This is a genomic window from Dorea sp. 210702-DFI.3.17, from assembly GCF_020560825.1.
In the GTDB taxonomy this organism is placed as follows: Bacteria; Bacillota; Clostridia; order Lachnospirales; family Lachnospiraceae; genus Dorea; species Dorea formicigenerans.
Map to the genome: position 1 here is coordinate 1 of NZ_JAJCNB010000037.1, position 22,768 is coordinate 22,768.

A 22,768-nucleotide genomic window follows, 5' to 3' on the forward strand; every position below is an offset into this window, starting at 1 on the left:
TGCGCCGAGCCATTCGGAATCCGCTGGCGCTACTTCCTCATGTAGGGCTGTCGCCCAATAAGTCTAAAAAGAAAAGCTGACAGTCTGGTGAATAAATTCCCCATCCTGCCAGCTTTCTTTTTATCCTTGCTCAGCTTGTAGCTTAGCCAAAGTATCTCTTAAGCAGGCCTTCGAATGCTTTTCCGTGACGTGCCTCGTCTCTTGCCATCTCATGTACTGTGTCATGGATTGCGTCAAGGTTAGCTTCTTTTGCTCTTCTTGCGAGGTCGAATTTACCTTCTGTTGCACCGTGCTCAGCATCTACACGCATCTCAAGGTTTTTCTTTGTGCTGTCTGTGACAACTTCACCAAGTAATTCAGCGAATTTTGCAGCGTGCTCAGCTTCTTCATAAGCAGCTTTCTCCCAGTATAAACCAATCTCTGGGTATCCTTCTCTGTGTGCAACTCTTGCCATTGCCAGGTACATTCCTACTTCGGAACACTCTCCTGCGAAGTTTGCACGAAGATCCTCTAAGATATCCTCGCTTACGCCCTGTGCAACGCCTACTACATGCTCAGCAGCCCATGTTCTATCGGCTGACTGCTCTTTGAACTTAGAAGCTGGTGCGTGACAGACTGGACATTCAGCTGGTGCAGCCTCTCCTTCGTAAACATATCCACATACTGTACATACAAATTTTTTCATAATGATAATCTCCTTTTCTTTTTATTAAAATTTTTTGTTGTTCAAGTTAGTTTTATGATTCAGAGCTTCGTTTGCATTTTTGTAAATGAATTTATTTTTAAAGCTCTAAATCAATATTAGTAATTGTTACTGATATTAAGATAACATAATTACTTGTCATTGTCAATAATATTTTTTATTAAATTTATCTTTTTGATAAAATAGACTGACAAGTTTGTTATGACTCACGGGATGTTTTCTGTGTGAGACAGTCTTGACAAGTTCCATAGAATAATGTTGCATGTGAATCAATCGTGCCATCAAAATGCTCCTCGGCCAGTTTATTCATGGTATTGATGTGAGCTTCGTCGATATGCAGATCAAATACCCGGTTGCAACAAGTGCATACAACGTGATAGTGTGGGTGAGTATTGCCATCAAATCGGTCCCCACCGTCAGGAGTGGTAATCTTAATTGCTTCGCCCATGTCAGCAAGCAGATTCAGATTCCGGTAAACAGTTCCAAGACTGATACGGGGGAATTCTTTTCTTACATGAAGATATACAGTATCAGCAGTTGGATGCTCAGTTGTATGATCGAGATATTCTTTAATGGATGCTCGCTGTCTGCTGTATTTCAATGTAGCCATGCGATAACCTCCTTGATAATAATAATTGTTACTATAATTAGAATAATAGAAAATGTTCCATTTGTCAACTTTTAATTTATAAATGTAATACTTTTGTAACAATTAATTGTAAAATTTTGTAAAAAAAGTGAAGAAATGGATGTAATATGATGAGAAAAAGTCGGGATAATAGCCTTGACATGGGATTGTTGCGTGATATAATAAACACGTAACATATGTAACAATTCTGTAATATTTACAAAAGATAAGAAAAGAAAACATAAGGAGGGAGTTTATGGATTCGATTCTTAGAAAAGGATTGTTCCTAGTTACCTTGACAGGAGCTATTGGAGTTTTCCCAGCTACGGCATATGCTTCTGATATTGAGGATAATCACACTATGCCAGGAGTGGGAATTGAGCAGGTGCTGAATGATTGTTATTCTTCACAGAAAGAGATTCAGGTGGAGGATTATCTGGCACCAGAAGATAAGGGCGAGTATTTAGATATGGCTTTTGCAGATGTTGAATCATTTTTATATATAAGAAGTGAACCGACAAAGCAGAGCGAATGGGTGGGTAAATTATATCCCGGTTATGCAGCAAAAATCGTAGGACCAGTTGGAGAATGGACGAAGATTGAATCTGGTTCGGTTACAGGGTATGTGTATTCGCAGTATATAATAATAGGAAGAAATGCTCAGCAGAAGGCAGAGGAAGTCGTAGAAGCTTCTGCAAGCGCAGATCCAAAAGAAGCTTTTTCTTATGCAGAATCTAGAGAAGAAGAGGAAGCACGTTTGGCTGCGGAGGCAGAAGAAGCGGCCAGGAAAGCAGAGGAAGAGGCTCAGGCTGTGAGAGAGGCTGCCGGAAGTGGTCAGGCAGTGGTGGATTATGCATGTCAGTTTATCGGCAATCCATATGTCTGGGGAGGCACAAGCCTGACAAATGGAGCTGACTGCTCTGGTTTTGTGCAGTCTGTCTACGCACATTTTGGAGTGAATCTTCCAAGAACATCTTCAGAAATGCGAAGTGCCGGCAGGGGAGTCAGTTATTCGGAAGCACTTCCTGGGGACATCATTTGCTATGATGGACATGTCGGTATTTACATGGGAGACGGACAAATTGTAAATGCAATTAATAGCCGAAAAGGAATCGGGATATTGCCTGCCACGTATAAAGGAATCCTGACAGTAAGAAGATTACTTTAAATTGGTGCATATTGAACAGAAGCATAAAAGAACAGATTAAGTAAGTGAAAAATTGCCGGATGTACAAAATAGACAAAAATGTATAAAAAATTTGATTGTTGAAAAATAGTTAAAAATTTATCCACATTGAGTTATCCAAGTTTTCCACACTAAAAACGTGAAAAAAGGTGGAAAAATACATGATTTCTAAAAGTTTTCCACATTATCCACATAAAAAGGTGTGGAAACTGGGGATAATTCAAGGTAAATAAAAGAACGAATGTTTTGTGAAGTTATGATAAAAATAGTATTTTGTCGAAAAAAATCGGCAAACGTATTGACTTTTAAAAAATCAAATTTTAATGGAAAATTGTCATAAAATGTTTACACAATGGTGAAAAGCAATTATAATAAGAAAACGTAAAAGAAAAGGAGGTGCACACATGGCACGAGTTACAAAGGAAATGACTATGGGAGAACTGCTTCAGACATATTATGAGCAGTGCCCTGAAATTGTAGATGTTCTTACAGGATTAGGAATGCATTGCATCGGATGCCCAAGCTCTATCGGAGAATCACTTGCAGATGCTGCATATGTTCACGGAATTGATTCAGATCTTCTTGTTGAGAAACTGAATGCAACAATTAATGCAAAACTTGGTGAGTAATATTAGATTTGCAGAACAACAGAAAATAGAACAATAAAAAGCGGACTCCAATTGGAATCCGCTTTTTATTGTCAGGCATAAGCCTGAAAGATTTTTCTTAGTTTTGTTTAAACATTAGCCAGTTGCTGTACTGCATCATTTTCCAGTAGTACTTTGCAATGCTCTCCGAGGAAAGCAATTGTAGCGCCGGAGGTCTTCTCTAATGTACCGTATTCAGATAACATATTACAGAGTCGACTGAAATCCTTTCGTGTATGTTCTGACTGAGTCATCGCAAGGATATAAATATTTTCGGCAGTATCTTTATACAAAGTGTTCGCACCAAAGTACATATTTCCAAGTAATCGTGAGGCCGCAAGGACATTATCCATAGAGGCAAATGAAATCAGACGGATTGCAGGTTTCTTAGGTGCAGCGTCTTTTGGTATTTCATTCTCCAAAGCTTCAGTTTCAGGATCATCTAGAGATTCTGATGAAGAGCTGACTGGATTTTCCGGTTTGGAAGAACTTTGTGCAGCATTAATCTTCTCTTTGACTTTGCCAAGCAGATCAAGAAGAGATTCAGCACCTTCCAGTTTGTCAGGGAGTCCCTGACGGGAAGAATCTCCATCCTGCCCCGGAAGAGGTGCGAATTTAGAAAAACGCGTGTCGAGTTCCTCTGGATCCTCGACTTTAGTAATGATCAGCACGATTGAATCTGAGGAAGAAGGGATTGCCTCGATCATCAATGGCATATTCTCTGCTTCAAAACCAAATTCCTGTGCTGCCTGTTGCATCATATCGTGGAAAAGTGATCTCGCTTTTTCTGTACCATAAGCCAGTTCGCTGAGTTGGAGCTGACGTTCGGCCAGATCTGCGCGTGTTAATGTACAGCGTATCTGATTGTCACTTAATTTTTCAATCTTCATATTTATCACTTCCTTTCACATAGTATAGCATAGAAAAAGTTTTTTGTTCAATAAAATAAATATAAAATCAAAAAAGTGCTTGCTTTTAAAAAGAGTATCCATTATAATGACCGTACTAGAAAATAGTTTTCCCTGGTAACTATATTTTTAGAACATATTTCTTAAAAAGTAATTCTTAACAGTATCTAGCCAATCAGAATAAGAATTCGAGAAATAGCGCGAATTCCGCGCAAAGATTCAAGAGTAATAACAATCAGATAAAAACAACAATCAGAAAAAATCAGATAACAATTAGAGTACAATCAAATAACAATTAAATAACAACAGATCATGAAAAAATCAATCAGATAAGTAACAAAGCAACAGATAGTTGAATAGTAATGCACGGCTGTTTTCTAGCAGAAAAGTGGACGTGTCTGGATATGTGGGATAATGTATCACGGCATTTTATCCTTCTGGTTTGTCATATACAGATTTCGAAGACAATGCGACCGGGGAAGTGCATTATTGAGGAGGAGGTAAAGTCATGGGGGACCCCAGAGAAAGGAATTATCAAAGTCTTTTTTCAGAGTTGGCAGGTTATGAAAAAAAGGGAGTATATATGTTAATGAACGGGGTGCCGGCAAGTCCCATGCAGATTGTGCAGGCTCACATTGTGAGGGAGGATGCAGTCTATATGCGGGATTATGTGTTGAATGATAATGGAGATATAAAAGAATTGTGTTTTGATGACGTAGAGATGCAGGAACAAGATAGATGATATAGCCTCCGGCAGGGCGCACATTGTCCGGTGGACAATGGTTTTGCGCCGACCGAAACGGAGTGTAGACTTGCAGAGGTGCGCAGTAGAAGTATGTCATGCAATTGCATGACGCGCACCTCGCAGCAAGAATGCCGAGGCATTCTTGAAAAAAAGTGTGTAAGTACCCTCATAAGCAAGGCTTGAATTTGTCGAAAAAGGATGACGCATGTCCGCTCGTTTGTTATAATAGCGAGTAGGAGGTGCAGCATGGACGAAAAGGAAATCAAGAGAACCACAGATCCGCGAAAAAAAGCGGAGTGGGCAAAAAGCGCCAGCAATCTGCAGAATCAGCGACGCCAGGAGTCATCCGGCCGCACGGAGACTGAGGGCGGAGCGAGAGGACAAGCAAGTCGGGAGAATGCGGAAACTTTGTCAGGAAAGGCAGCCGTAGAAGATAGAGAACGCCGCAGAGCGAGAAATGCAGGATCATCAGCGGGAAAATCTAAGGTGAGAAAAAGACCGGCGGTATCGGAAGATGGTCAGGAGAGACCGAAGAAGAGACGTCCGATATCAGAAGATGGTCAGGAGAGACCTAAGAAGAGACGTCCGGTATCGGAAGACGGTCAGGAGAGACCGAAGAAGAGACGTCCGGTATCGGAAGACGGTCAGGAGAGACCGAAGAAGAGACGTCCGATATCAGAAGATGGTCAGGAGAGACCTAAGAAGAGACCGCAGAAGGCAGAAAAGATCTCTAAGAATCAGAAAAAGCAGGCGGCACGGCCGGCAGCAAGAAAAGCGCAGACAAAACGCAAGCGAAAAAGACGTGTAGGATTGATGATTCTATTATTGATCATACTTGGGATAGCCGCAATTGCAGGAGCATTTCTGTGGAAGAAGTACAGTCCGTCAAAGGAACGGATGGATGTAAAAAAATATTATGGAATTGAAAACGATAGTCAGATGGCTATTACGGTAGATGATCAGATTGTGGAACCTCACGGAATGATATCGGATGGGAAAGCGTATGTGCAATATGAAGTTGTAAGAGATTATATCAACAGCCGTTTTTACTGGGATGCCAATGAGAACAAGCTTTTGTACACACTGCCGACAGATATTGTAACTGTGGAAATCGGAAGCAAAGATTACAGTGTTTCCAAAGAAAAGAAAAGTGAAGATTATGTTATCCTGAAGACAGAAGGAAACACAACTTATGTCGCATTAGATTTTATTCAGCAATATACGAATATAGATTATGAAGTATATGATAGTCCGAACCGGGTGATGATTACTTGTGACTGGGGAAAGAAACAGGTTGCAACAGTGAAGTCAGATACACAGGTTCGATATCGCGGCGGGGTTAAGAGCCCAATCGTGACAGATGTGAAGAAAAAAGATGAAGTGATCGTTCTGGAGAATGAACAGAACTGGAAAAAGATTCTTACAAAAGACGGGTATATCGGATATGTGAAGAAAAATGCATTGAAGAATGAAAAAACTAAGAATGTTACCCGCGATTTTACGGAACCGGAATACACCAGTATCAAGAAAGATTATACCATTAATATGGCATGGCATAATGTAACCAACAGTACCGCCAATAGCGGTTTGCAGCAGAGACTTGCAGATAGTAAAGGGTTAACGACAATTGTGCCGACATGGTTCCATGTGAAAGATACAGAAGGGAATCTTGAATCGATTGCTTCAACAGATTATGTAAATTATGCACATCAGGCAGGCCTGGAAGTGTGGGCCGCTATCAGGGATTTCGATGGGGGAATCGGATCCAATGATGAATCACTTCAATTACTCAGCTATAGCTCGAGAAGAGAGAATCTTATCAATCAATTGATAGGAGCGGTGATGCAGGTCGGAATAGACGGCATCAATGTAGATTTTGAAAAGATTTCAAAAGATTGTGGAGTTCATTATATACAATTTATCAGAGAACTGTCTGTAAAATGCAGACAAAATGGTATCGTACTTTCGGTGGATAATTATGTTCCTAAGGGATATAATCAACAGTACAATCGCAAAGAACAGGGCGTTATGGCAGACTATGTCATTATTATGGGATATGATGAGCATAATGGAAGTTCACTGGAAGCAGGTTCAGTATCTTCTTATGAATTTGTAAAAGAAGGAATTGAGGAGACGATCAAAGAAGTACCGGCAGAGAAAGTGATCAATGGGATTCCGTTCTTTACAAGACTGTGGTCGGAAACGCCGAAAACACAGGAAGAACTGAATCAGGAGGCAGGAACAGAAGCAGCAGATTATCCGATGAAGGTGACAAGTGAAGCACTGGGAATGTCTACAGCCAGAGATAAGATCAGCCAGGCAGGTGCAGAAACAACATTAGATGAAACAACCGGGAATAATTATGCGACCTGGGAAGCTGACGGTGTAACATATGAAATCTGGTTGGAGGATGCAACCTCGATTGAGCCGAAGCTTCAACTCATGAAGGAGAATAAGCTTGCAGGTACTGCCGCATGGGCATTAGGACAGGAAAGTTCAGATATCTGGGATTTGATTTTGAAGTATGTAAATTAGAGTGATGAAAGATCAGAGAGTGAGATTACTTTCTGGTCTTTCTTTTTTTGAATGAACAGATGGGAAAATTCATATACTGAAACAAACAGGTGCTTTGGTAAAATATACGAAGTTTTGGAGGTTTCAGGAAGTGCGCAAGAAAATTGAATTGTTAGTATTACTTCTGGCGCTGGCAGGAATCTATACCGTCAGCCGAAATCTGGAAAAATATGTACAATCGGATCAGGTGAAAAGTGAACAAGAGCGGAAGATGGATCTTGTTGTTATAGATAGTGGTCACGGGGGAAGTGATCCGGGAAAGGTTGGTATCAATGAAGTCCTGGAAAAAGATATCAACCTTAAGATTTCAAAACAAGTGGAAAAAGAACTGAAGAATAAAGGTTATCAAGTTGTTATGACCAGGGAAAAAGATCAAATGCTCGCAGGAGAAACTTCCGGAAATTCCAAAATACAGGATATGAAAGCGAGAGTTGATCTGATAAATGAAAAAGCTCCGGGGCTTGCGGTCAGCATTCATCAGAATAGTTATCACGAAGAGGAAATACATGGTGCACAGGTATTTTATTATTCCCATTCAGCAGAAGGGCATACAGCGGCAAAGCTGATGCAGCAGGCGCTTCTTGGCGCGGACAGTGAGAATACGAGGCAGGAAAAGGCCAATGATACATATTACCTGCTCAGGAGGACTCAGGTGCCGACAATCATCGTAGAGTGTGGTTTCCTGAGCAACCAACAAGAAGCAGAGCTTCTGGCGGGAAAAGATTATCAGAAAAAAATCGCCAAGGCAATCGCAACAGGAATTGACGAGTATCTGAGAAATGCTGCCGATGGTACATAGAATGAATAGCCAGACAGACGTGATTTGGTTCGAAAAAATATTTGGAAAGTGATAACAGGTGTAGTATAATAAAAAACATGAAGACAATAGTAGAAAAAATTACAAAAGAACAACTTAATACAGAGGAAGGAAAGAAGATTATTGGTCAGGCCGGAGACTTTTTAAAAGAAGGTGGACTGGTAGCGTTTCCAACGGAAACAGTATATGGTCTCGGTGCTGATGCTTTGAATAAGACCGCTTCAACCAAGATTTATGCGGCAAAGGGAAGACCTTCGGATAATCCTCTGATCGTGCATATTACGAATATGGGAGCACTGGATAAGATTGCAGATATTATTCCGGAAGTTGCTTATAAAGTGGCTGATGCTTACTGGCCGGGACCGCTTACAATGATTTTCCAGAAGACAGAGGAAGTTCCATATGAGACAACAGGAGGTCTGGATACAGTTGCAGTACGTATGCCAAGTGATGAGATTGCAAGAGCTTTGATCGATGCGGGTGGCGGGTATATTGCTGCGCCAAGCGCGAATACTTCAGGACGTCCGAGCCCGACGAAAGCTGAGCATGTAGAAGAAGATTTAAGCGGTAAGATCGAGATGATTTTAGATGGAGGAGCAGTAGATATCGGAGTTGAATCTACCATTCTGGATATGACCGTAACACCGCCTATGATTTTACGCCCTGGTGCGATTACAAAGGAGATGCTCACAGAACTTATCGGTGAAGTAGACATTGACAGAACATTGATCACGCCGGACAGCAAAGTGAAACCGAAAGCTCCGGGGATGAAGTATCGACATTATGCTCCGAAAGCGGATCTTAGTATTGTGGAGGGACCGATGGAACTTGTGATCGATGCAATCAACCAGATGTCTGCAGAGCGTATGGCTAAAGGACACAGAGTTGGTGTGATCGGAACACAGGAGACTGTAGGCCGATACAAGGCAGACGTAGTGAAAAGTATAGGAACAAGGGCAGACGAAGCAACTATCGCCAATCATTTGTATGCGGTATTGCGCGAGTTCGATGATGCTGAAGTAGAGTATATATATAGTGAATCATTTGCAGCCGGAGGAATCGGCAGTGCAATTATGAATCGATTGCTAAAGGCAGCAGGACATCATGTGATAGATGCCTGATGGCTCTTTATGTGGTGCAGATCAAATCAGATGTGTGCCGGATATTAAAAAATCTGATAAACATGTCATGAGATGGAGGAGAAAAACATGTCTAAAGTACAGGTTATGGATCATCCGCTGATCCAGCACAAAGTGAATTATATCCGCAGAAAAGAAGTTGGTTCCAAGGAGTTCCGTGAGATTGTTGGGGAGATTGCGGCTCTTATGTGTTATGAGGCAACAAGAGATTTGAAATTACAGGATGTAGAGATCGAGACACCAATCTGTAAGATGGTTGGAAAAGAATTAAGTGGGAAGAAATTGGCAGTTGTACCGATCTTACGTGCAGGACTGGGAATGGTCGATGGAATGCTGAGCATGATCCCGGCTGCAAAAGTAGGTCATATCGGTCTTTACAGAGATCCGGAAACGTATGAACCAGTGGAATATTATTGTAAGCTTCCGGCAGACTGTGATGAGAGGGAAGTATTTGTTGTGGATCCTATGCTGGCAACAGGAGGTTCAAGCGTAGCAGCAATTCAGATGTTGAAGGAAAAAGGTGTGAAACATATTCGTTTCATGTGCATTATAGCAGCTCCGGAAGGCGTAGAACGTATGCAGAAAGAGCATCCGGATGTAGATATTTATATCGGTGCTCTGGATGAAAAACTCAACGAGCATAAGTATATTATTCCGGGACTTGGTGATGCTGGAGATCGTATTTTCGGAACGAAATAGGAGGAAGCAGCAGTGAGTGATAAACGTAAAGACTATATCAACTGGGATGAGTATTTTATGGGAGTAGCAAAGCTATCCGGACTTAGATCCAAAGACCCGAATACTCAGGTTGGGTGCTGTATTGTCAGTCAGGATAATAAGATTTTATCTATGGGATATAATGGACTGCCGAAGGGCTGCTCAGATGATGAGTTTCCGTGGGTGAGAGAAGGAGAAGATCCATTAAAGACAAAATATGTCTATACAGTACACAGTGAACTGAATGCGATTCTGAATTTCCGTGGAGGAAGTCTGGAAGGAGCAAAGCTCTATGTGTCTCTTTTCCCATGTAATGAGTGCGCAAAAGCAATCATTCAAAGTGGAATCAAAGAAGTTATCTACGACTGTAACAAATATGATGGAAGCACAGCTGTACAGGCATCTATGCGTATGTTCGATGCAGCAGGAGTGGCTTATCACCAATACAAGAGATCGGATCGCAAAATAGAGATTGAATTGTAAATTAGATATTCTTAAAAAATCGGCAGAATAGAGAAGCAGATGAGAGGATTTCCGGGAGGAGATCCTCTTTTTTAAATAGAAAAACATGTGGGATAAAAATAGTATGCTATATAAATAATACTGATTTTTAAGATTAAACCTATGAAATGAAACAGCATTTCTGAATAAAAATCAGACGGGGATATTTTAAAATATGTCATATGGTAAGCTTAACAAGGATATATATGAAAATAGAAGGAGGCTTGGATATGTCACAGAGATGTTCGAATTTTATGATAAATTTTCTGATTCGTATGGCAGTCGGGGTGATGTTGATTCTTGTGATAAATGGATTCTTCGTGTCAAAAGAGATTCCGGTAAGGGTGGGGCTGAATCCAATAACAATGGCCGCCTCCGGAACATTAGGAGTCCCGGGGGTTGCCCTGCTATATGGTGTGGCCTTTTATGAGAGCCGGTAAGCAACACTGCAGATAAACCCTTTGGGAGCAAGAATGGAAGTGATTCTCCAGGATGAATATTCGTCCTGGAGTTCTTTTTTATCCGGAGTGACGTAAAATGTACGTTCGGATTCCTTCGTAAGATAAAAAGAAGTGAAAGAAGTTGTCATACCCGTTCCAAGTCCCTTTACGAAGGATTCTTTCAAAGTCCAATAATGGATAAAATGTTTTATACGCTTTTCGTCAGAGTAATCAAGAAATTTTTTAATTTCCTCCGCGTGAAAAAAACGTCCCATCAGCGATTGAAGCCTGACATTTCTGTCAACTTTTTCAATATCAATACCTAGTGGTGTAGAGGTTGACATTGCAAATGCAAGGTAGCCTTCGGTATGAGAAATATTAAAATAAAGATTCCGTCCGATTGCTGGAGAGGCAAGATAGGGTTTGCCATGCCTGGATTCATGCAGGCATACCAGACCTTTGTCAATACACAGATAATAAGAAAGGATTTCTCTGATCATGGCACGCCCGGCACCTGCTTTGTGCAAGTTGCTGTCATCCGGTTCCGGCACATAGATAATGTGTACTTCGCCCGCAGCAGGAAATGAAGGAGTTTTACCTTGTAAATCGCGTAATTTTAAGAATTTGAACTCCATAATATGAACTCCTTTCAAGTGAGATAAAGTCGGTAAGTTTTAAAATTCTATGGATATATTATAACTGTTTCCAGATGATTTTCAATGATTGATAAAAACAAATCTATCTATGTTGCACAAAGTTTTACATTTTCTAAAAAAGGGATAGACAAAAGGGGAAAGCCTGTCTATAATCCAAGACATCTGATTGTTATATTCTAGTTGGCAAGACATAACCATTCAAGTTATTCAAAGTAATTCAATGTTATTCGACCATTTATTCCGGTCATGAATTCCTAAGAAGATAACGAGAGAACACACAAGAAGAGGAGGGATAATATGTGGAGAGCAAAAATCTGGTAATCTGTGATCCAGAGACAAAATTTGCTTCCGCGTTTGCACAGTATCTTACAAGACAGAAAGAATTGGCGGTCCGTGTCAGGACATGCAGTGATCTTTCTTATGTATTGGCTATACAGGAGAAAGAGAAGATCGATTTTCTGTTCATATCTTCGGAGTATCCGGAAGATTCCAGAAAACAGGTAAAAGCCGGTATGGTATTTATAATCGCACCAGAAAGAGAGGTGGCGTTGGAAAACCAGGAGGTGCCGATCTACAAATACCAGCCGGGAGATCAAATCCTGGCGGAAATGATTCGTCAGTGCAGCATGTCAGGAGACGAGAAGCAGATATTTTTAAAGATTACCGGTAAAAAGAACTGCAGAGTAATTGCGGTATATTCTCCGGTGAGAAGAATTGGAAAGACAACCTATGCAATCCGGCTTGGAAGAAAACTGGCAAAGGAGGCAAATGTATTGTATCTGGGAATGGAAACTTACGGTGGAGAAGGTGGACATTTTCCGGAAGGAACACAGACACTGGCAGATGTCCTGTACTATGCAAGGCAGGAACAGAGCAATATCGGAACGGTACTTACAACTATTGTGAGACACTCGGAAAATCTGGATTATATAGTACCGATGCCTGTATCCGAAGACATTAAGGAGATTGACTCGGAAGAGTGGATCAGGCTGATACAGAAAATTATAGAACAAAGTATTTATGAAATCGTGATTCTGGATATGGATGAAGGCGTTCGGGACATTTACCGGGTGCTTCGGATCTGTAATGAGATTCACATGCTTACGATTGATGAGCCGGTCGCAGAGGCGAAGGTGGCGCAGTTCGAGGCAGAACTGGAACTTCTGGGCTACGAGGATGTCAGACGTAAGATCATACGAAAGGAGCAACGCACATGATACAGGCGGAACAGCTTCATGCGAGGATTCTGGAGGAACTGGATCTGTCCAGAGATATTCCGGATGAGGAGCTGACGGAGTTGATTCACCGCGTGCTGGACGAGGCATCCGGCAGAGAATATATACCGCTTGGGAAAAAGACGGAGCTTGGCAGAGAATTATTTAATGCATTCCGGAAATTTGATCTTCTTCAGGAATTTCTGGAAGATGATAAGATCACGGAGATTATGATTAACGGGACTGAGAATATATTTCTGGAGAAGGAAGGAAAACTGATCAGATCCGGGAAAAGGTTTGTTTCGCGGGAGAAGCTGGAAGATGTCATTCAACAGATCGTTGCAGGATCCAATCGAATCGTAAATGAAGCATCTCCAATCGTGGACGCAAGACTTCCGGACGGGTCGAGAGTAAATGTGGTACTGGGGCCCATCGCTTTAAATGGGCCCATAGTAACCATAAGAAAATTTCCAAAAGAAGCAATTACAATGAGACAGTTGATCCGGTGGGGTTCTATCTGCCGGGAAGTAAAAGAATTTCTGGTAAAGCTTGTTAGGGCAGGCTACAACATATTCATCAGTGGAGGAACCGGATCAGGCAAGACCACATTCCTGAATGCTTTATCGCAATACATACCAAAGGATGAAAGAATCATTACAATTGAGGACAACGCAGAACTACGGATTCTGGATATTCCAAACCTGGTAACTCTTGAGGCGAGATGCGCCAATCTTGAGGGAACAGGTGAGATTACTATACGCGAATTAATTCGGACGGCGCTTCGGATGAGACCAAATCGCATCATTGGTATAACTGGAGTATCTAATTATGGAATGCTTTATTTGTAATAGTTTTTGATAGGGTGTATATTAACCTTATAAGAAAAGCCCAATTTGAAAGGATTTTATATAAAAAAGACAGGTTTAAAATTCAAACCTGTCTTTCGTTGATATTAGAGGGATTATAAGAAATCAGGAAGATTTGAAGAATAAACTGCATCGAGCTGCTCTTTCAATTTTTCAATTTCATTAAGGGCCGCTTCATACTTTTCTTTATACTTATTTTCTTCCATAATTTGTTTTTCTATTTTCTCTAATTCTTTCTTCAATTTTTTATTTTCAGTTTGGAGTAAATGGATATAAGTATCTTGAGAATCTTTGTTTCTGTTTTTGTTATATCCAGTAGGGGTAATGTATTTGTCTGCTAATTTTCTCATTTCTGGGTGCTTTGAAAAATATGTTCTGCTAACACCTGCTTCTCGACATAGATCGGCAAGTGTAAATTTACCATCTTTTTTTAACTTGTTAATGGCGTCTTTCACAGCTTGAACATTTTTTTCTTTGATATTAGCATTATACTTTTTAACATTTTTCATACGCTTTTCATTACTACACATAAGAGTCCTCCTTTTTCAATTTTGAAAGAACCTTCAAAAGATTTTCTTTGTCTTCTAATGCTTTTTTGAGCATTAACTCATTACTTATGCTGTTCAATCTAAAAAAGAAGAAAAGGAATTGCAAAAAGAAAAAGATATCAAAGCTTTTGAAAAGGCTTTAAAAGCTTATCTTGGGGCAATTCAAAAAGGAAAACTTTCTCTTAAGATAATCAATAATCTTATGGAAAGTATAGAAACTCTTGAGAATAATAAGAGTATTAAATTGTCTAAAGGAGAACTTAATGTTTTCGTGGATATGATTTACGACTATACGTTGAATCTTGCTAATGATAATGGCTTTGACTTGAAACAGATCAAAAAGCCTTCTTCTAAAAAGAATATCGTAGATTTACAGAAATATCTTGATGTTCAGAAACAGATATTTGCTGTGGCTTAAATAAGAAAAAGCTGACTCCACACCACGGAAGTCAGCTTTTGCATATTCTAAAAATTGAAAGGAATTGAAAACATCATATTTATATTATTATGTTATCATTTCATTCCTTTCAAAATCAAGAGAAGTGATTTGAATAAAATGTGAAATTATTCTTTACTAAATTCTTCAATTAATTCATTAAGAAGATCTTTATCGATTTTTTCGTTGCCTTTATTGTAAAAGAAGAATGTTGAGTGATTATAAGTGGAAAAAACTTCTCCGCCTACAGCTTTAGAGAAAGCAATGTTTGCATCATAATCTGCTTGTGTGAATCTTTCGCCATCAGTGGTTTTGTTGTAATAGGCGATTTCCCAAGCAACAAGATTGAGTTTTAAATTAAAAATTGAACCAATATATTCATGTGCAAATTGGATAATGCTTTTTCCAATACCCATTCTTCTGTATTCTTTATCAACATGAAGATTTCTTAGAATCATGAATGGTGCATATGGGTGAATGAGATTAAAATCCATGTAGGAATCTTCAATATTTGCATAATCCATTTCTTCCATAATATCAGATAGTTGTCCATCGTCACAATCAACGTGCATGAAGGTTGTTTCTTCAAAAACGTGAGAATTTATTAGAGCCAAATTAGCATATCCTATTTTTTCAATGTAATCTTCATCTGAATCGTAATCACATAATAAGATGTCTACATGAATATCTATATATGCTTGTGATTCGACGAATGGGAAATAGGGCTTTTTGTCTTTATCTAATTCGAATTCCCATGGGGATGTATTTGCTTGGGGGACAAATTTGATGTATTCATTTTCTTTTAGTTTATTTATATTCATAGGTTAAATTCCTTTCTGTTTTCATTAGGTATTCCTAAAAACAAAAAAAGCACGGATCTGTTCCACAGTGTTGTGGAATGATTCATGCTCTAATTTCTTAGGTACTTATATTTTACCTTTTATAATTTTAAAATGGAAGAGATCAAAACTGAACTCTATGTGAACTACTTCCCAATAAGAAGTGTTATAGTCATTGGTTCTTTTACTTCATCTGAAATACTTAACAAGTATCCATCTAAAGCTTTTTCCAATGTAATTCCTGTATGTATTGTTTCTAGTTTAAAAGTCAAATTAGAATTAATCACGTAATCTCCCCAGAGAAGATTTTCAATAACAGTATTTCCTACAGGATTGAATGTTCTGCTACCTCTTATTGATTTTACATGGAATGTAAAGAAGGTATCTTCCATTGAATCATCTGCTTTAAACTCTATAGAAAACTTAGGGCTACTCTTTAAGTAATTGACTTGCATTTCAAGAGTGGCAATTTCTTCTTTTAATCTTTCATTCTCATTAGTAAGAAGCTGTGCTTGTAAGAAGTAGGTTTCGTGAAGTTTTCTCTTTACCTCTTCATATTGCAATACTAAGTCAAAATCTGATTCTTTTGGAACAGATACAGGTTTGGAATTTTTCTTCGCCTGAGCAACTAATTCTTTTGCTTCTTTGTTCTTATATAAATAGCTTTCACTTAATCCTGTTAATTTACAAATACGTGGAGCAGTAATAGGTTCTTTGTTTGCTACCATATCCGCAAGAGCTGTTTTAAGTGTTTGTAATTTCTCTTCTGATTTTTTCTTCTGTGCTTCTAACATAGCAGAAGTATTTCTTTGATGGTCTTTAGGCATATCTGATTTATCCTTTTCTCTTTTCTCAAATATACATCTATTTTACATCAAAACTTATAAGCGTGAAAGATGTTTATATTCAGGCTGACTGGAATTAAGCATTTATAAATAAAGCTAAAAAAACCTATCAAACCATTGGGAGACAATGGGTTCAATAGGGTTAATAGGGTTTCAATCATATTTAAAATACGGTTTTAGGGATAGGGTTAATAAGGTTTATATGTTAAATATTACTCCATATATATTGTCGGGGAAGTTCGCGGAGCCGAAGCAATTGATATGCTGCAGGCACTTATATGTACTATATAATAATTATATATATAACGTATATAAGGATGGAAAATATAGATTAGAGGGAGAGACATAGGAACGATATGAACATTAAGTATAGGTTATTGTGTAAAAGGTTAATAGAGGAAAGGAAGAGAGTAGGTGTCATTCAATATTATAATGTACTGTTCATAATGGAGTTAGTGTCAGATAAAGACATATGGTCTTTAGAACAGTGGGTGAATGGTATAAATAACATATATATGAAAGATATACATAATTGGTGTAGAATACATTTTGTTAAATATCATACTGTATTTGTTTACAGGAAAGAGTATCCGGTAAAAGCAAATATTTGGAATGGGTATTCATATATAAGGTGGCGGATGGAGCGGATGATGAATTTGGGATAAGATAAAATAGTGATTGCATGAAAGAGAGCCTTAAAGCAGGGTGTTCTTTTGAAAGTATGGATAGAATTAAAGGCTGAAGGCTCTGCGCTATTCGTTTGGCAGAGCCTGAGTATTCTCTTGATCCGTAGAAAATAAATCTAACTGACCTTCTGGAGTGGAACTTTGACCGGATTCATCTTCAGTTGATGGTTCTCTTTTTTTGGGTGTTTTATGAGTGTATAATTTCTCAAAAGGAAGTGAATACTTGGATTTTTTATTGTATTCTAGTAAAAGAGCTTCTGCGAATCCTAATGAACCGGCACGACGTTCTCTGGCAGTACGACTGATTTCTCTGACAGAGACACGCCCAACTTTTTCTTTAAAGGTGTCATCTTTCATTGTTTCTCCATAAGCATTATCCAGACGGGCAATAGCATTAAGCATATTGGAACTAAAGGACATAGGTGCACCTTCCCATGTGGCAACACAAAGGCGTAAAACACGATCAAGAGTGTGAAAACCATATTTTTCATAGATATTAATTAAAGTGGATACAGCACATATACCTCCGGGGCGAGAGGAAGAAGTAATAGTGAGATCATATGATTCAACAAGGTCACGAATAATAAGTTCTCTATCATTACCAGCTTCAATATTAGCCATGAATATTTCATAAGGTAATAACGATTTGACATATTTCATCTGATTTGCAAAAATATCTGCTTCTTGGGTGTAAACAAGATCATCATAAACCATACACCAGACAGGAGTTTCTCTTGATCCAGAGACGAGAGCAACAATCTCTATAGTGTGTTGTCCGTTGAACACATAATTTATCCCATCACGTCTACTTACTTTTACAGGGTTTATCTGATAAAGGTCAAAATTAGCTGCAGCACGCTGAACGTGTTTGATGGAAAGATTACGTTGATAATCTTGATTTGAACATAAATTTTTAATAGGTATTTGCTCAAAATGCACTTGGGGAACAAACTTTTGTAAATCTTCGGTATTTCCATCCATAATTATATTTCCTCCAATTTTTTTAAAATATTATTTGTGGTTGATATTAGACACATAAGCTGATATTTAAGCTTATATTTTGCTGTATCAGATGCAATTTTAAAATCTGAAACTTTTAATACTCTTTCGATAGAACTGTTCCACGAGGGAATCGTCAATGTAAGACTTGCAATTTCCGCATCTGGATCAAATTGTGGCAGGTTGCGTATTGAAGGAATAGAAACGGAAGATTCTTTCCTTAACATCGGTTTGGCGTAATTATTCCATAGTAATTCCCTTTTCATATCATGATAACTGAGATGTTCTATCTTTTCGGCAAGAAGGTAGTTATTTAGACTTAAAAGTTGCTCTTTTGGTAATCCTGAAAGCTCAATAATATTAGCTTGGGAAATCCAGAGTTGACCAGAACGAACTCGTTTGACAAAATCCGGAACTTTTTCATCAATTATATCTAGTGCACTACTGTAAGCAGAATATTTGTAAACGGTAGCCATTGCTACATTACATTCTTCGGATATTTTTTTTGCTGCGATGCTTGCACCGGAAATATGAGATTTATTCGTAGATGAAAGTTGTCTTGAAACTAAAATTTTTTCAGCATCATATTTTTTCCCAATCAGGTATTTTTTATTGATATTGGTTAAATCCTCTCGTTTAAGTTGGTCAGTACATATCCATGAAATTACATCTTCTTTACTGGAAAAGTGGAGTCTTTTTATTCGGAAAGGAATACTGTGTTTACGAAATAATTCATATGCTTCTATACCATTAATGACAATACCATTCCATGTGCAGATGGGGGTGTGATAGGAATGACATAATATCTGTTGTTCAAGTTGTTTATAATCTTTTTCACTGAGATATTGATACAAATTGGTGAATTCTAGTTTTGTTTTTAATGTATATATACTATAATTGCGCATACTCATCTCCCATTATTTCTGATTTGAATTCTGTTTGTGGCAGTTTTGTGATGATGTTATCCATGGAAAATAGAGCTATTTTTTTATCTGGGTAAATATTGCCTTCTAAACGAAAAATGTTAAATTTCTCCCAAGAAAGGTTAAGTTGGGAAAGTGAATATAGTAATTCTCGGCTGTACAATTCATAACTGTTACCATTGATGACAAAATAATCCTTAACTTTATGTGCCAATTTATCCTCCGCACAACTAGCCTTTATACCTATCATTTTTTGATCAGGATTAACAAGAAGTTGAATATATTCTGGGTTACCAATTTGACGGAGTGTATTGCGGTGGATTCGTATACGATTCTTTTTAAAGTCAATACATATTAGTGGATGGGAAGAGTGTTTGTTGTTCATAGGATTTTTCCTCACTTTCTGCTGTTGATGGTTCTTTTGCTTTTTCTATGGATTTATCAGTTGCCTTCTTCTTTTCTTGTATGTCAAATACTGCGTAGCCTTCAAATATATTGACTTGCATTGATTTTTGATGTTCTTCCACTGGAATACCGAACTGATTCTTCCATTCTTCAGGATAAGAAGGTGTCCTAGCAGTGGTTACAGTTCCATTGTCTTTTAGTGTACGAGGAAATATTTCAGGTGAAGTTAAATCGAAAATGAACAGTATTTCATTGCCAGAACGAATTAGTTTGCCGAGAATCTTGTACCGATAATTAGGATTCCAGTCCATGAGAGATATCACTTTAGCAAAGAAAATTCGACAGGTGATTTGTTTTGGCGAACGCTTTTTTCCAGAGGAACACCAACGAAAAGAGTCTTTTTCTTCTTCTCGACAGGGACGGACAGCCAGTTTTTTTTCAATGGGATTGACTAATATTTGCACATATTCGACATCGGGTAGTTTTTTTATGCAGGCGGTATTTACAGATACCTTGTAGTTATTAAACGTAAACGAAGGTTCGTAAATATGAGCGAAGAATTCGCCACGTACAACTTGATAACCGTCATAGCTGAAAGAATCATCGTCAATGACTTCCATTTGATTTGAGGGGCTGGGCGCGACTGTTATTGGCATAGGTGTGTTGATTTTCATCATATCAGAAGGTTCTGTAGTCATATTCCATTGATTTATAGGTTGCTCGCTCATTGGGTGTCTCCTTTAATTTCTGTAATAATATTCTTTATATTTTGTATAATGGTTTCTTTGGGAGTGGTTTGTAGCTCGGGTTCTTTATAAGGTTTACTTTCTGAAGCAGTCTGCCAGTTTTTGTCTGCTGTAAATTCTGTTAATTCTGGCGCTTGAGACTGAGTATAGTAATTATTACCGAAGCTATTCATCCAGTCGGCAGGATAAGCTAACACACTCTTAGAATCAGATATTGTATCAGGCATGTTGTTATTGGGGGCGGATACGTCGTTGGTACTTGTCGGTATTCGTATTTCTGTATCGTTCATGTTGAAAATAAGGACATTTTCATTGCCTTTTTGGTGGGCAACTCCTAATATTCTATATTTGCATTTTTTGTCCCATTTAAATATCTCGTATAATGTTGGCAAAAATGCAGCGCCGGAAATTGGTTTTGGAATAAGTTGACCATCTTTGAGACGTGACCATTGCACTTTATTTTTTGTTTCAGAGGAACATGGTCGGATAGCAAGTAGTTTTGAGCTTGGGTGTATTAGCAGTTCGACAAATTTTATGTTTGGAAATTTCCGTATAGCATCTTTGTTAAAAGAGATCTGTTTATATGAAAAAGAAACAGAAATCCGACCAACAGAGGAGAAAAATTGTCCTCTGGCAACTTCATAGTCTCTTAAATCGAAGGAACCGGCGGAAGCAGTAATTGTATCAGGTACATTCATATTTGCCGGTTTAAGGACGCTTTGAGATGCTTCAAAGTAGTCTCTAGCTTTAAATCCAGACCATCTTGGATTAATGCTTATAAATCCACTTAGAGAGCCTTCTTGTATCACATGTAATTCTGGTAAAATCTCTTTATTTCCATATTTCGCATTTGTAATTAATTTTTGAACAGCTATGAAATCATCTCGGGAGATAATAGCTTCGTGATGCCCGACTTTTCTGTATTGATTACGGTCTTGATTGTTTTTCCTTGATTTATGGTCAAGATAATTAGGAGTCCATGTTTTTCTCGCCAGAACATCCCCACAATGGCGTTCATTTTGAAGGATTTGTAGTATGGTACTGGATGACCAGACATCATTATTCTTTTTTGTTTTACAACCGAGTTCTGTCAAAGAATCAGCAATTTGTTGAGTACTGCTTCCATTCAGATACATATAAAAAATAAGCTGCACAATTTTAGCTTCATGTGGATTGATTACAAGATCTCCATTTTCGTCTTGGTCATATCCGAGCAGAGGAGGTGTAAGGAATATTCCCCGACGAAAACGCATTTCAATGGAAGAATTCATAATTTCACTTTTGGTATGACTTTCTTCCTGTGCAAGTGTTGACATGAATGACAGAATCATTTCGCTTTTGGGATCAAGAGTATTTAAATGCTCTGTTTCAAAAAATACACCGACGGGTGGACGGAGTGAAGAAAGCTCTCGTACATATCGGATACAGTCAACAACGTTTCTTGCAAATCGGGATACACTTTTTGTTATGATTAAATCAATTTTTCCGGCTTCACAATCTTCAATCATTTTTTTGAATGCATCTCTATGTTGAAGCGAAGTGCCTGAAATGCCTTCGTCGGCATATATTTCGACAAGCATCCAATTCGGATTTTTATTTACTACATCCTGATAATGATTTTTCTGTAATTCATATGAGGATGTTTGGCGTGGATCATCCGTAGATACCCTTGCATATACAGCTACTCGTAGTTTTTTTTCTGTTTTAAAAATATCCTCTGGTGGAAGTGCCGGAATTACTTCCAGTTCTTCTGGATCAATACCTTTGTATCTTTGCCGGATTCTGGCTTTCTGTTCATCAATATTACTGCTTCGTTCTTCACTTTCTTTCATCAATAGCGACATCCTTTATAGTTGATATAACTATCATAGAATTTTTAGATTGAAAAAGACATAAACCATCAGTTAAGTGATTAACAGATGGTTTATGTAGAAATAGATATTTGATTGTTATTGAATGATTTAATAATCATTCGGGTTATCAGCATCGTAATTGTGTTTTGAGGATAGATGCCAATCATTGATTCGTAAAATATTCTTTATGGCTGAAAGAACCTCGAATATGTACCGTTTTTCAGTGCTGGTACAATCTGCCATTAATAAATCAATATCAGTTTGATATTCCGTAGGATTGTATAACAAGTTTCCATAGAGTAATTCATCAATAGTAATTTCAAGGGCATTGCTAATTTTGATTAAAGATTCTAAACTGGGTTTACGCTTGGCATTTTCTATATAGCTTATATAAACAGTAGAAAGATCAGCGATTTCAGCCAGCTCCTCGGCAGATAATCCTCGTTGTTTGCGGGTTTCTCTTATACGTTTGCCTATAAGTGTATAATTTATTTCCATGTCCTCACCTCCTTTCCATCACAACTTGACTTTTTTGTGTTGTAGATAGAAAAAATGGTGAGTTATACAATAGTAATTGGTTGTATAAAAAGAAGTATATCATATGTATATAGCAAAAAGAAGATTGTCGATTGATGGGAGAAAAAGGCGATAAGTTGTAATTGAACAACAGCGAAAAAAAGGTTATTATTTATGTATAAAGACTTCCCATACCCAAAATGGGACTTGTACCTTGAAAACTCTATATTT

General features: G+C 38.2%; 24 protein-coding genes and 1 pseudogene. 12 read left to right on the top strand and 13 right to left on the bottom strand.

Annotated features, from left to right (window positions below; translation table 11 throughout):
• Positions 1-142: 142 nt before the first annotated feature.
• Positions 143-685, bottom strand: a complete 543-nt coding sequence (locus LI149_RS12985) for an NADH peroxidase (protein WP_005334966.1) — start codon at positions 683-685, stop codon at positions 143-145.
• A gap of 217 nt (positions 686-902) precedes the next feature.
• Positions 903-1,313 (bottom strand): transcriptional repressor, encoded by a 411-nt coding sequence (locus LI149_RS12990; protein ID WP_168933478.1) that lies wholly within the window; start codon positions 1,311-1,313, stop codon positions 903-905.
• Between the two features lie 274 nt (positions 1,314-1,587).
• Between LI149_RS12990 and LI149_RS12995 the strand changes: the two genes are divergently transcribed.
• Both LI149_RS12995 and LI149_RS13000 read left to right on the top strand, forming a co-directional pair.
• Complete coding sequence (locus tag LI149_RS12995; RefSeq protein ID WP_168933479.1) at positions 1,588-2,499, top strand: C40 family peptidase; 912 nt, start codon at positions 1,588-1,590, stop codon at positions 2,497-2,499.
• A gap of 422 nt (positions 2,500-2,921) precedes the next feature.
• Positions 2,922-3,146, top strand: coding sequence for a DUF1858 domain-containing protein (locus tag LI149_RS13000; RefSeq protein ID WP_005334971.1), 225 nt, complete (start codon positions 2,922-2,924; stop codon positions 3,144-3,146).
• A gap of 107 nt (positions 3,147-3,253) precedes the next feature.
• On the opposite strand, the gene LI149_RS13005 is transcribed toward LI149_RS13000, so the two are convergent.
• Entirely contained in the window at positions 3,254-4,054 is an 801-nt protein-coding gene (locus LI149_RS13005; protein WP_005341884.1) for an adaptor protein MecA, read from the bottom strand.
• A 526-nt stretch (positions 4,055-4,580) separates the two neighbouring features.
• Here LI149_RS13005 and LI149_RS13010 point away from each other — a divergent pair.
• The 7 genes from LI149_RS13010 (at position 4,581) to LI149_RS13040 (ending at position 11,005) form a co-directional block, all read left to right on the top strand.
• On the top strand, positions 4,581-4,814 hold the full coding sequence (locus LI149_RS13010) for a hypothetical protein (RefSeq protein WP_005334973.1): 234 nt from the start codon (positions 4,581-4,583) through the stop codon (positions 4,812-4,814).
• A gap of 249 nt (positions 4,815-5,063) precedes the next feature.
• A complete protein-coding gene (locus LI149_RS13015) occupies positions 5,064-7,352 on the top strand; it encodes a glycosyl hydrolase family 18 protein (protein WP_227143452.1) in 2,289 nt (762 codons plus the stop codon).
• Between the two features lie 130 nt (positions 7,353-7,482).
• Entirely contained in the window at positions 7,483-8,190 is a 708-nt protein-coding gene (locus LI149_RS13020) for an N-acetylmuramoyl-L-alanine amidase (RefSeq protein WP_117495643.1), read from the top strand.
• A 77-nt stretch (positions 8,191-8,267) separates the two neighbouring features.
• Entirely contained in the window at positions 8,268-9,329 is a 1,062-nt protein-coding gene (locus LI149_RS13025) for an L-threonylcarbamoyladenylate synthase (RefSeq protein WP_117495644.1), read from the top strand.
• A gap of 87 nt (positions 9,330-9,416) precedes the next feature.
• Positions 9,417-10,046, top strand: coding sequence for a uracil phosphoribosyltransferase (gene upp, locus LI149_RS13030; protein ID WP_029730612.1), 630 nt, complete (start codon positions 9,417-9,419; stop codon positions 10,044-10,046).
• A 12-nt stretch (positions 10,047-10,058) separates the two neighbouring features.
• Complete coding sequence (locus LI149_RS13035) at positions 10,059-10,547, top strand: dCMP deaminase family protein (RefSeq protein WP_005334985.1); 489 nt, start codon at positions 10,059-10,061, stop codon at positions 10,545-10,547.
• 248 nt (positions 10,548-10,795) lie between these two features.
• Positions 10,796-11,005: a pro-sigmaK processing inhibitor BofA family protein gene (locus LI149_RS13040; RefSeq protein ID WP_005341864.1), complete on the top strand. Its 210-nt coding sequence runs from the start codon at positions 10,796-10,798 to the stop codon at positions 11,003-11,005.
• Here the strand turns inward: LI149_RS13040 and LI149_RS13045 are convergent.
• The gene (locus tag LI149_RS13045) at positions 10,990-11,640 is read right to left on the bottom strand and encodes a 4'-phosphopantetheinyl transferase superfamily protein (RefSeq protein WP_227143453.1); all 651 of its coding nucleotides are present in this window, start codon (positions 11,638-11,640) and stop codon (positions 10,990-10,992) included. The two genes, LI149_RS13040 and LI149_RS13045, sit on opposite strands and share 16 nt — an antisense overlap.
• Positions 11,641-11,960: 320 nt before the next feature.
• On the opposite strand from LI149_RS13045, the gene LI149_RS13050 reads away from it, so the two are divergent.
• Together LI149_RS13050 and LI149_RS13055 are read left to right on the top strand one after the other, a co-directional pair.
• Complete coding sequence (locus LI149_RS13050; protein WP_227143454.1) at positions 11,961-12,878, top strand: hypothetical protein; 918 nt, start codon at positions 11,961-11,963, stop codon at positions 12,876-12,878.
• Positions 12,875-13,681, top strand: a pseudogene (locus LI149_RS13055) (CpaF family protein); the annotation flags it as partial. The gene LI149_RS13050 and the pseudogene LI149_RS13055, both read left to right, overlap by 4 nt.
• A 155-nt stretch (positions 13,682-13,836) precedes the next feature.
• Here the strand turns inward: LI149_RS13055 and LI149_RS13060 are convergent.
• On the bottom strand, positions 13,837-14,271 hold the full coding sequence (locus tag LI149_RS13060) for a DUF6262 family protein (RefSeq protein ID WP_227143455.1): 435 nt from the start codon (positions 14,269-14,271) through the stop codon (positions 13,837-13,839).
• 118 nt (positions 14,272-14,389) lie between these two features.
• Between LI149_RS13060 and LI149_RS13065 the strand changes: the two genes are divergently transcribed.
• Positions 14,390-14,707 carry a hypothetical protein gene (locus LI149_RS13065; protein WP_227143456.1) on the top strand — a complete coding sequence of 106 codons (318 nt, stop codon included), beginning with the start codon at positions 14,390-14,392 and terminating at the stop codon, positions 14,705-14,707.
• 146 nt (positions 14,708-14,853) lie between these two features.
• On the opposite strand, the gene LI149_RS13070 is transcribed toward LI149_RS13065, so the two are convergent.
• The 8 genes from LI149_RS13070 to LI149_RS13105 form a co-directional block, all read right to left on the bottom strand.
• Positions 14,854-15,546 (bottom strand): GNAT family N-acetyltransferase, encoded by a 693-nt coding sequence (locus LI149_RS13070; protein ID WP_227143457.1) that lies wholly within the window; start codon positions 15,544-15,546, stop codon positions 14,854-14,856.
• A 164-nt stretch (positions 15,547-15,710) separates the two neighbouring features.
• Positions 15,711-16,391, bottom strand: a complete 681-nt coding sequence (locus LI149_RS13075; RefSeq protein WP_227143458.1) for a DUF6262 family protein — start codon at positions 16,389-16,391, stop codon at positions 15,711-15,713.
• Between the two features lie 770 nt (positions 16,392-17,161).
• On the bottom strand, positions 17,162-18,076 hold the full coding sequence (locus LI149_RS13080; RefSeq protein WP_055155695.1) for a DUF6551 family protein: 915 nt from the start codon (positions 18,074-18,076) through the stop codon (positions 17,162-17,164).
• A 2-nt stretch (positions 18,077-18,078) separates the two neighbouring features.
• Positions 18,079-18,999, bottom strand: a complete 921-nt coding sequence (locus LI149_RS13085) for a hypothetical protein (RefSeq protein ID WP_139009235.1) — start codon at positions 18,997-18,999, stop codon at positions 18,079-18,081.
• Positions 18,986-19,402, bottom strand: coding sequence for a hypothetical protein (locus LI149_RS13090; RefSeq protein WP_044999283.1), 417 nt, complete (start codon positions 19,400-19,402; stop codon positions 18,986-18,988). The genes LI149_RS13085 and LI149_RS13090 overlap by 14 nt, the downstream gene beginning before the upstream one ends.
• Positions 19,362-20,150, bottom strand: coding sequence for a hypothetical protein (locus LI149_RS13095; protein ID WP_055145192.1), 789 nt, complete (start codon positions 20,148-20,150; stop codon positions 19,362-19,364). Before LI149_RS13095 ends, LI149_RS13090 begins: the two co-directional genes overlap by 41 nt.
• On the bottom strand, positions 20,147-22,000 hold the full coding sequence (locus LI149_RS13100) for a recombinase family protein (RefSeq protein WP_195368282.1): 1,854 nt from the start codon (positions 21,998-22,000) through the stop codon (positions 20,147-20,149). Before LI149_RS13100 ends, LI149_RS13095 begins: the two co-directional genes overlap by 4 nt.
• Before the next feature lie 129 nt (positions 22,001-22,129).
• Complete coding sequence (locus LI149_RS13105) at positions 22,130-22,519, bottom strand: helix-turn-helix domain-containing protein (RefSeq protein WP_139009237.1); 390 nt, start codon at positions 22,517-22,519, stop codon at positions 22,130-22,132.
• Between the last annotated feature and the right edge of the window lie 249 nt (positions 22,520-22,768).

Bases quoted from the DNA above. Each gene is read 5' to 3' on its own strand.
- LI149_RS13045 (WP_227143453.1), bottom strand. From the start codon at position 11,640: ATGGAGTTCAAATTCTTAAAATTACGCGATTTACAAGGTAAAACTCCT.
- LI149_RS13100 (WP_195368282.1), bottom strand. From the start codon at position 22,000: ATGAAAGAAAGTGAAGAACGAAGCAGTAATATTGATGAACAGAAAGCC.
- LI149_RS12990 (WP_168933478.1), bottom strand. From the start codon at position 1,313: ATGGCTACATTGAAATACAGCAGACAGCGAGCATCCATTAAAGAATAT.
- LI149_RS13025 (WP_117495644.1), top strand. From the start codon at position 8,268: ATGAAGACAATAGTAGAAAAAATTACAAAAGAACAACTTAATACAGAG.
- LI149_RS13085 (WP_139009235.1), bottom strand. From the start codon at position 18,999: ATGCGCAATTATAGTATATATACATTAAAAACAAAACTAGAATTCACC.
- LI149_RS13005 (WP_005341884.1), bottom strand. From the start codon at position 4,054: ATGAAGATTGAAAAATTAAGTGACAATCAGATACGCTGTACATTAACA.
- LI149_RS13070 (WP_227143457.1), bottom strand. From the start codon at position 15,546: ATGAATATAAATAAACTAAAAGAAAATGAATACATCAAATTTGTCCCC.
- LI149_RS13010 (WP_005334973.1), top strand. From the start codon at position 4,581: ATGGGGGACCCCAGAGAAAGGAATTATCAAAGTCTTTTTTCAGAGTTG.
- LI149_RS13075 (WP_227143458.1), bottom strand. From the start codon at position 16,391: ATGCCTAAAGACCATCAAAGAAATACTTCTGCTATGTTAGAAGCACAG.
- LI149_RS12995 (WP_168933479.1), top strand. From the start codon at position 1,588: ATGGATTCGATTCTTAGAAAAGGATTGTTCCTAGTTACCTTGACAGGA.
- LI149_RS12985 (WP_005334966.1), bottom strand. From the start codon at position 685: ATGAAAAAATTTGTATGTACAGTATGTGGATATGTTTACGAAGGAGAG.
- LI149_RS13000 (WP_005334971.1), top strand. From the start codon at position 2,922: ATGGCACGAGTTACAAAGGAAATGACTATGGGAGAACTGCTTCAGACA.
- LI149_RS13090 (WP_044999283.1), bottom strand. From the start codon at position 19,402: ATGAACAACAAACACTCTTCCCATCCACTAATATGTATTGACTTTAAA.
- LI149_RS13015 (WP_227143452.1), top strand. From the start codon at position 5,064: ATGGACGAAAAGGAAATCAAGAGAACCACAGATCCGCGAAAAAAAGCG.
- upp (WP_029730612.1), top strand. From the start codon at position 9,417: ATGTCTAAAGTACAGGTTATGGATCATCCGCTGATCCAGCACAAAGTG.
- LI149_RS13105 (WP_139009237.1), bottom strand. From the start codon at position 22,519: ATGGAAATAAATTATACACTTATAGGCAAACGTATAAGAGAAACCCGC.
- LI149_RS13095 (WP_055145192.1), bottom strand. From the start codon at position 20,150: ATGAGCGAGCAACCTATAAATCAATGGAATATGACTACAGAACCTTCT.
- LI149_RS13040 (WP_005341864.1), top strand. From the start codon at position 10,796: ATGTCACAGAGATGTTCGAATTTTATGATAAATTTTCTGATTCGTATG.
- LI149_RS13060 (WP_227143455.1), bottom strand. From the start codon at position 14,271: ATGTGTAGTAATGAAAAGCGTATGAAAAATGTTAAAAAGTATAATGCT.
- LI149_RS13080 (WP_055155695.1), bottom strand. From the start codon at position 18,076: ATGGATGGAAATACCGAAGATTTACAAAAGTTTGTTCCCCAAGTGCAT.